This window comes from Streptomyces sp. NPDC001781, assembly GCF_053596035.1.
Genome location: NZ_JBSFFI010000046.1, coordinates 23292 through 30923, shown reverse-complemented (window position 1 = coordinate 30923; position 7632 = coordinate 23292). Strand labels below are relative to the sequence as shown.

At 72.5% G+C, this 7632-nt stretch carries 7 protein-coding genes and 1 pseudogene; 7 read left to right on the top strand and 1 reads right to left on the bottom strand.

The window, feature by feature from the left end; genetic code table 11:
* Positions 1–265: pseudogene (locus ACWCV3_RS27605) on the bottom strand (fasciclin domain-containing protein); the annotation flags it as partial.
* Between the two features lie 377 nt (positions 266–642).
* On the opposite strand from ACWCV3_RS27605, the gene ACWCV3_RS27600 reads away from it, so the two are divergent.
* The 7 genes from ACWCV3_RS27600 (at position 643) to ACWCV3_RS27570 (ending at position 7191) form a co-directional block, all read left to right on the top strand.
* Positions 643–885 carry a hypothetical protein gene (locus tag ACWCV3_RS27600; RefSeq protein WP_451229645.1) on the top strand — a complete coding sequence of 81 codons (243 nt, stop codon included), beginning with the start codon at positions 643–645 and terminating at the stop codon, positions 883–885.
* A 60-nt stretch (positions 886–945) separates the two neighbouring features.
* Positions 946–1170 (top strand): hypothetical protein, encoded by a 225-nt coding sequence (locus tag ACWCV3_RS27595; protein ID WP_451229642.1) that lies wholly within the window; start codon positions 946–948, stop codon positions 1168–1170.
* 153 nt (positions 1171–1323) lie between these two features.
* The gene (locus ACWCV3_RS27590; RefSeq protein ID WP_451229639.1) at positions 1324–2184 is read left to right on the top strand and encodes a Rieske 2Fe-2S domain-containing protein; all 861 of its coding nucleotides are present in this window, start codon (positions 1324–1326) and stop codon (positions 2182–2184) included.
* Between the two features lie 38 nt (positions 2185–2222).
* A complete protein-coding gene (locus tag ACWCV3_RS27585) occupies positions 2223–2633 on the top strand; it encodes a DUF488 domain-containing protein (RefSeq protein ID WP_451229636.1) in 411 nt (136 codons plus the stop codon).
* On the top strand, positions 2630–3445 hold the full coding sequence (locus tag ACWCV3_RS27580; RefSeq protein ID WP_451229633.1) for a ribonuclease BN: 816 nt from the start codon (positions 2630–2632) through the stop codon (positions 3443–3445). Before ACWCV3_RS27585 ends, ACWCV3_RS27580 begins: the two co-directional genes overlap by 4 nt.
* A 111-nt stretch (positions 3446–3556) precedes the next feature.
* Positions 3557–5629, top strand: a complete 2073-nt coding sequence (locus ACWCV3_RS27575; RefSeq protein ID WP_451229630.1) for a SpoIIE family protein phosphatase — start codon at positions 3557–3559, stop codon at positions 5627–5629.
* Between the two features lie 83 nt (positions 5630–5712).
* Positions 5713–7191: a glutamate-cysteine ligase family protein gene (locus ACWCV3_RS27570; RefSeq protein ID WP_451229627.1), complete on the top strand. Its 1479-nt coding sequence runs from the start codon at positions 5713–5715 to the stop codon at positions 7189–7191.
* Positions 7192–7632 lie beyond the last annotated feature (441 nt).

Genomic DNA, 7632 nt, shown 5'->3' with positions numbered 1-7632 from the left:
CGGCGGTGGCGACCGGGTCCTTGGCCATGCCGTCGAAGGAACCCGCACCGTTCTTCGGCACCGAGGAACAGGCCGGCCCGAACGGCTGGTCCATGGAGGCGCCGCCCATGCTCTCGCTGGCCTTGGGCGAGGAGGCGGCCGGTGCCGAGGATTCGGACTTCCCGCTGTCCTTGGTGTCGCTGGAGGAGCAGGCGCTCAGCGCGAGGGGCAGCACGGCGGCGGCGGCGAGGGTGACGGCGGCACGGCGGGTGCGGGTGGTGGTCATCATCTCTTCGTCATCTCCTGAGTGGTGCGCGACGTGTGCCGCGCCGGGTGTCATAGCGGGAAAGGCCTGCGCGGAGGGGAGGCGGGGGGCGCCGGTGGAGTCGGGGCGGCTCGTGGCAGTCGGCGCCCCGACTCCTCCGAAGAGCGGTCCGCGCGGCGCGCCCAGTGCGAAGCGCGCCGGGGTGACCGGCGATCCGTGGTCCCGCTCTTCATCCCTCACACGGGGAATCCGGACCTGCCGCCGAGGCGGATTGGTCACTCCCCCGATCAGGTGAAATAAAGATCGAAACCAATCCATCGGCGGTTCGGTGCCGGATATATGGCTCTGCTCCGGTGATCCGGGAGGCGCCCTCCGGTCACCGCGCTTACTATCCCCACGTGGCAGACATTCCCGACAGCCTCATCGCCCTGGAACGGTCCGCCGAGGTGGAGCGGGCCAAGCTGGCCGGTCTCACCGGGAGCGAGTACGACGCCCAGCGACGCCGCTGGCGCACGGCGTACGACGCGGTGTGCGCGGCCATCGCCGAGCGGTCGGCCGAGACCGGCGAGGATCGCATCGCGCTGGAGCGGTCGGTCCAGGAAGCGGTACGGCACACCCAGGAGGACCCCGCGGTCGAGTAGCGCCCTCGTCCCGGAGCACTCCGGCATGCGGCGGCCGCGGTCCTGGGTCACGCTCGGGACATGGCCCAGGACATCCCCGTCGTGATCTATCCGCCCGGCCCGGACGGCGGCAGGCGGGTGCGCGTCGGAGACCGGTTCGTCGGCATGGCCTACACCGTGCTGGACGTGGTGGAGTTCCTGCGCCGGGCCGGGCCGGAGGTCCTGGACGCGGTGGAGGAGGCGGACGTCGTCGGCGCGGGATGGGTGGAGTGGCGCGGCGCGGGTCCACCGGAGTGGCCGCGCTGAACAGGGGAACCCGGCCCCCGGCCGGCGGCGGACCGACCCCGCCGTCCGCCCGGGATTCCCCGGCGGAGACAGCCTGGCCCAGATGACAGCGCGAGCCGGAGCACCCTCGGGGCACCGGCCCGTCAGGTCCGAACGCCATGAGGAGCGAGCGTCATGCCCAAGCAGATCGAGCACGTCATCCAGGACATCGAGGACCGCACCGCGCTCGACGCCCTCACCGGTCCGGCGGCCGGGCTGGTGAACAGGGTGACGGGCCCGACGGCCGTGAAGAACACGCTCTCCGGTACCTGGCTGGGACACACGCTGCACCCGGTGCTCACGGATGTGCCCATCGGTGCCTGGGGCATGGCCACGGTGCTGGACCTGACGGCGGGCGAGCGCGGCGCCGCGGCGGCCCGCAGACTCGTCGGTCTCGGCCTGCTCGCCGTGGTGCCGACGGCCGCGAGCGGCGCGTCGGACTGGGCGGACACCGTCGGCGGCCCCCGGCGGGTCGGCCTGGTGCACGGGATGCTCAACGGCGCGGCGACCATGCTCCAGGCCGCTTCCTGGGCGGCCCGGCTGACCGGCCGTCGGCGCGCCGGGATCGTGCTGAGCGGGGTGGGCCTCGGTCTGACCGGCGCCTCGGCCTACCTGGGCGGCCACCTGTCGTACGTGAACGGGATCGGCGTCAACCACACGGCGTTCGAGGAGCCGACCGGCACGTGGGCGGATGTGGCGGCGCTGACCGCGCTGGAGGAGGACAAGCCGCTGCGGGTCGACGCGGACGGGGTCCCGGTGGTGCTGGTGCGGCACGGCGGCACGGTGAACGCCCTCTCGGCCACCTGCACCCACGCGGGCGGACCGCTGGACGAGGGTGAGGTCGACGCGGAAGGCTGCCTGCGCTGCCCCTGGCACGGCAGCGCGTTCCGCCTCTCCGACGGCGAGGTGACGCGGGGTCCGGCCACGGTCCCGCAGCCGGACTGGGACGTGAGGATCTCCGGGGAGCGGGTACTGGTGCGGGCCGCGAACGGCTGAACCGGGGTCACGGGCGGACCGGGTGAGGCGGTGCCGGGATGACGAACCGTATCCGCGCGGTGGGGCACTCCACGCGTGACTTCGACGGGCTGGTGACGATGCTGCGGAACAACGGCATCACCCGTCCGGTGGACGTGCGTTCGTTCCCCTCCTCGCGGAAGTTCCCGCGGTGGAACCGGCCGGCCGTCGAGGAGGCGCTGCCGCCCGACGCCGAGTACCGCTGGATTCCGCGACCGGGCGGGCGCCGGCACGGGGACGTGCCGAGTCCCGACGGCGCCTGGCGGGTCAGGGCGTTCCGGGACAACGCCGACCACACGGCCACGCACGAGGTCCGGGACGGCCTCGCCGGGGTCCTGGAACCGGCCGAGCGCGGCCGGCCGGCCGCGCAGGCCGAGGGCGGGCGTCTCACCCGTCCCCCGTCCGACGGGACCGCCGGAGCGATGCCGTGAGCCGGCGCGCGGGCACGCTGCGGCGCGCCAGGGAGTGGCTCGCCCTGCACATACTGATCCGGCGCGGCCGGGAGCTGGAGCTGCTGCACCGGGCCATGGGGTTCGCCACCCTCGCGCTGGTGACCCTGGCTCCGCTGCTGATCGTGGTCGCCGCCGCCGACCCGCTGGTGCGCGGCGGTTTCCCGTCCTGGCTGTCGGACGGCATGGGACTCTCGGGCCGTTCCGCCAAGGTGCTCAACGAGGTGTTCAGCCCGCCGCGCGAGGTCATCGGCACCACCAGCGCGTGGAGCATCCTGATGCTGGCGGTGTTCGGGGTGTCCTTCGGCGGCAGCGTGCAGAACGCGTTCGAACGCATCTGGGGGCTGCCCGCCGGGCGCTGGCACCGGGTGTGGCGGCAGGCGACCTGGCTGCTGGTGCTGATGGCGTACCTGTACCAGGAGGTGCAGACCGGGACGAGGGTGGAGGGGTTCTCCCGGATCTTCCTGACGGCGGTGACCACGCTGTTCTTCTTCTGGTGGGGGCCCTGGTTCCTGCTGGGCGGCCAGGTCCGCTGGCGGGAGCTGCTGCCGGGGGCGGTCGCCAGCGTGGCGGGCCTGGCCGGGCTGCGCGCCTTCTCCTCCCTGGTCTTCACCCCGCTGATCGTGACCAACGCGCTGAGCTACGGAGCGGTCGGCACCGTGCTGGTCGTGTCGTCCTGGCTGATCGGCGTGGGCTTCGTGGTGTACGGGGGCGCGCTGTTCGGCCGCTGGTTCACCGAGCACCACTGGGTGCCGCCCCACGGCGACGACAAGGAGCACGAGGAGGGCGGCTGAGGGGGCGGGTGTGCTCTGCGGTGGGCGGGAGCGGGCGGCGGGGGCAGCATGGAGGGGTACCGGTCCCGAACTGTCGGGCGACGCCCGTACCGGGCGGGTGGAGGTGGCGGGATGGCAGCGGACTCCTTCCGGTCGGACGAGGAGCACGACGCCCAGGACCCTCGGCCGACGGGCCTGCTGGATCTGCTGAGCGTGGCCGCGGTGGTCCTGGACACCCGGGGCCGCATCGTCTTCTGGACCCCGCAGGCCGAGGATCTCTTCGGTTACTCCGCCGAGGAGGCGCTCGGTTCCGAGGCGGGCCGGCTGCTGGTCTCGCCGGGCCGGATCGAGTCGGCGGTGCAGTTGTTCGCCGAGGTGCTGGCCACCGGCCAGGGATGGGCGGGCGCCTTCCCGGTCCGGCACAAGGACGGCTCCAGCCGGCTGACCGAGTTCCGCACGATGCGGCTGCTCGACGACCAGGGCGAGGTGTACGCGCTCGGCATCGCCGCCGACCGGGGCCTGCTCCAGCGGGTGGAGACCGACCTGGCGCTGTGCGAGCGGCTGGTCTACCAGTCCCCCATCGGGCTCGCCCTGCTCGACCCGGACCTGAGGTATCTGCTGGTCAACCCGGCGCTGGAGCGGATCGACGGCATGCCGGCCGCCGATCACGTGGGCCGTGACCTGCGCGAGACACTGCCGCTGACGGACGTGGAGACCGTGGAGTCGGCGCTGCGCCAAGTCCTCGCCACCGGCATCCCGCTGCTGGACCAGTACCACGTGGGCCACCCGCGCAACGATCCCGGCCGGCAGTACGCCTGGTCGTTGTCCTTCTACCGGCTGGAGGACTCCAACGGCCGGGTGCTCGGCGCGGCGGCCTCCGTGGTGGACGTGACCGAGCGCCACCAGGCGGCCGCGGAGGCGGACCGGGCGCGCAGACGGCTGGCGGTCATCGCGGACGCCTCGGCGCGGATCGGCACCACCCTGGAGGTGGACCGCACCGCCCGTGAGCTGGCCGAGGTGGCGGCGCCGGTGCTGGCGGACGTGGTCGCCGTGGACGTACTCGACTCGGCGCTGGCCTGCCGCCGCACGAGCAGCCCGGCTCACGGGCCCGAACTGTTCCGGGCGCTCGCCCTGAAGGCGGCCCACCCGACCGTGGCCACGCATGCCGCCGACCCGCCGGGCAACGTGGCCGCCTACGACGGGGACCGGCTGGTGACGCTGTGCGTGCACACCGGGCGCCCGGTGCTGGTCCCGCACGTACAGGCAGAGGACCTGCCCCGGATCGCGCGGGACGCGGACGGGGAGGCGCTGCTCGCGGAGGCGGGCGTGCACTCGTACCTGGCGGTGCCGCTGATCGCGCACGGTGAGGTGCTGGGCGCGCTGGACCTGAAGCGGACCCGCAATCCCCTGCCCTTCGACGAGGACGACGTGGTGCTGGCCGCCGAGATAGCGGGCCGGGCCGGGGTGGCGATCGACAACGCGCGCTGGTTCCAGAGCGTCCGCAACACCGCGCTCACCCTCCAGCGCAGCCTGTTGCCCGACCACTCCCCCCGCCACACCGGCCTGGAGGTGGCCTCCCGCTACGAGCCCGCGCAGGCCACCAGCGAGGTGGGCGGCGACTGGTACGACGTGATCCCGCTGGGCGGGGACCGGACCGCCCTGGTGGTCGGCGACGTGATGGGCAACGGCATCGACGCGGCCGCCACCATGGGCCGGCTGCGCACCGCGACGTGCGCGTACGCCGATCTGGACCTGGCCCCGGAGGCGGTCCTGCGCCACCTGGACCGGATCACCTGCGACCTGGAGCACTACATCGTCACCTGTCTGTACGCGGTGTACGACCCCGCCACCCACTGGTGCACGGTCGCCAACGCCGGACATCTGCCGCCTGCCCTCGTCCGGCCCGGCAGGCCCGCGAGGTTTCTGGACCTCCCGGCCGCGGCGCCGCTCGGGGTGGGCGGGGTCCGGTTCGAGGCGACCGGCGTCCCGATGGAGCCCGGCGATCTGCTGGTGCTGTACACCGATGGGCTGGTGGAGACCCGGCAGCACGCCATTGACGAACGGCTGGACACCCTGCTGTCCCTGCTGGACGGGGCCGGCCCCGCGCTGGAGGAGATCTGCGACCGGCTGGTCTCCGGCCTGCGCCACCCGGACGACCACGACGACGTGGCCCTGCTGCTCGCCCGGGTGCTCGACGGGCCGTAGCGGCGGCTGTCGCGTGGTGGGGTGCGGTGGGTGATGCGAGGCTGGGGTGCACAGGTGTTGGAGGAGGGAATCCAGGAGGGCCGATGGGACGGGACGTCCCGGCGCTCGTCTTCACCCGCGAGGACCGCCGCCGGTACCGATTCAAGATGCAGCAGTGCCTCGACGCGTTCGCCCAGATGCTGCGCGAGTCGCGGTTCGACAGCGACCGGCCGAGGGTCGGGCTGGAGATCGAGCTGAACCTGGTGGACGACGACGGCGAGCCCGCGATGCGCAACAGCGACGTGCTGGAGGCCATCGCTGACCCGTCCTGGTCGACGGAGTTGGGCCGGTTCAACCTGGAGATCAACGTGCCGCCGCGCCGGCTCACGGCGGGCGGTCCGGACGCCTGGGAGGACGAGATCCGGGCGGCGCTCAACCACGCCGAGGACCGGGCCCGTACGGTCGGGGCGCGGCTGGTGACGGTCGGCATCCTGCCCACGCTGCGCCAGGCGGACATCGGGGTGTCCGCGCTGTCGGAGAACCCGCGCTACCGGTTGCTCAACGACCAGGTGTTCGCGGCCCGGGGCGAGGACCTGCGCATCGAGGTGGACGGCGTGGACCGGCTGCGCACCTACGCGGACACGATCACCCCCGAGGCGGCGTGCACCAGCACCCAGTTCCACCTCCAGGTCTCGCCCGAGGAATTCGCGCGCTACTGGAACGCGGCGCAGGCCATCGCGGGGGTGCAGGTGGCGCTCGCTGCGAATTCTCCCTTCCTGTTCGGCAAGGAGCTGTGGCACGAGACGCGTATCCCGCTGTTCGAACAGGCGACGGACACCCGGCCCGAGGAGATCAAGGTCCAGGGCGTACGGCCGAGGGTGTGGTTCGGTGAGCGGTGGATCACCAGCGTCTTCGACCTGTTCGAGGAGAACCTCCGCTATTTCCCGGCCCTGCTGCCGCTGTGCGACGAGCAGGATCCGGTGGAGACGCTGGACCGGGGCGACATTCCGGAGCTGGCCGAGCTGACCCTGCACAACGGCACGATCTACCGCTGGAACCGCCCGGTGTACGCGGTGGCGGACGGCCGGCCGCACGTCCGGGTGGAGAACCGGGTGCTGCCGTCGGGCCCCACGGTCGCGGACACCCTGGCCAACGGCGCCTTCTACTACGGCCTGACGCGGGCCCTGGTGGAGGAGGACCGGCCGGTGTGGTCGCGGATGTCGTTCTCGGCGGCGGAGGAGAACCTGCACACCGCCGCACGGCACGGCATCGAGGCGTTGTTGTACTGGCCCGGCATGGGTGAGGTGCCGGTGCCGGAGCTGGTGCTGCGGCGGCTGCTGCCGCTGGCGCACCGGGGCCTGGAGCTGTCGGGCATGGACGCGGCGTGGCGGGAGCCGTTGCTCGGCATCATCGAGCAGCGGTGTGTCACGGCCCGCAACGGCGCGGTGTGGCAGAAGGAGATGGTGCACAGGCTGGAGGACACCACGCATGTCAGCCGGCATGACGCGCTGCGCCGGATGACGGAGCTGTACATCGACTACATGCACCTCAACGCCCCGGTGCACACCTGGCCGGTGGACTGAGACGAGACGTCGCGTTCACCGGTGTTCACCCGGGGAGTCGTCCCGGTCTGCGCTCAGCAGTTCGAGACGCGCCGGAGAATGCGGCGCCGCCAAGTGGCGCTGTTCAAGGGGGAGTTAACCCCGACCAGCACCCACGGCGGCGCCGCTGTCAGGGGACTCTCGCGGCGCCTGCCCGGCCCACATCTGCGCGTCCTCGCCCATCCCAGGTGAACTGCATGGGGACACGGCCCCGCGAGCGGCATCTGCCGACAGGAAACCGACCCTGACCTGGGGCTTTGTGACTTTCGAAGCTGTGAGGCCCTTTCCCGCTTACTCAGCGAAAAATCCCTGGAAAGTCCCTGGGACAGGGCTGAAAGCCCCTGAAAAGTCCCTGGTTCTGAGCGACACAACCAGCGCTCGCGCACCTCACACGGGTGTCGCGGCACCTGCCTTCCGCCCCGC

What these genes read in the sequence shown, in the direction of transcription:
- ACWCV3_RS27570 (WP_451229627.1), top strand. Translation starts at nt 5,713, where the DNA reads ATGGGACGGGACGTCCCGGCGCTCGTCTTCACCCGCGAGGACCGCCGC.
- ACWCV3_RS27590 (WP_451229639.1), top strand. Translation starts at nt 1,324, where the DNA reads ATGCCCAAGCAGATCGAGCACGTCATCCAGGACATCGAGGACCGCACC.
- ACWCV3_RS27595 (WP_451229642.1), top strand. Translation starts at nt 946, where the DNA reads ATGGCCCAGGACATCCCCGTCGTGATCTATCCGCCCGGCCCGGACGGC.
- ACWCV3_RS27575 (WP_451229630.1), top strand. Translation starts at nt 3,557, where the DNA reads ATGGCAGCGGACTCCTTCCGGTCGGACGAGGAGCACGACGCCCAGGAC.
- ACWCV3_RS27585 (WP_451229636.1), top strand. Translation starts at nt 2,223, where the DNA reads ATGACGAACCGTATCCGCGCGGTGGGGCACTCCACGCGTGACTTCGAC.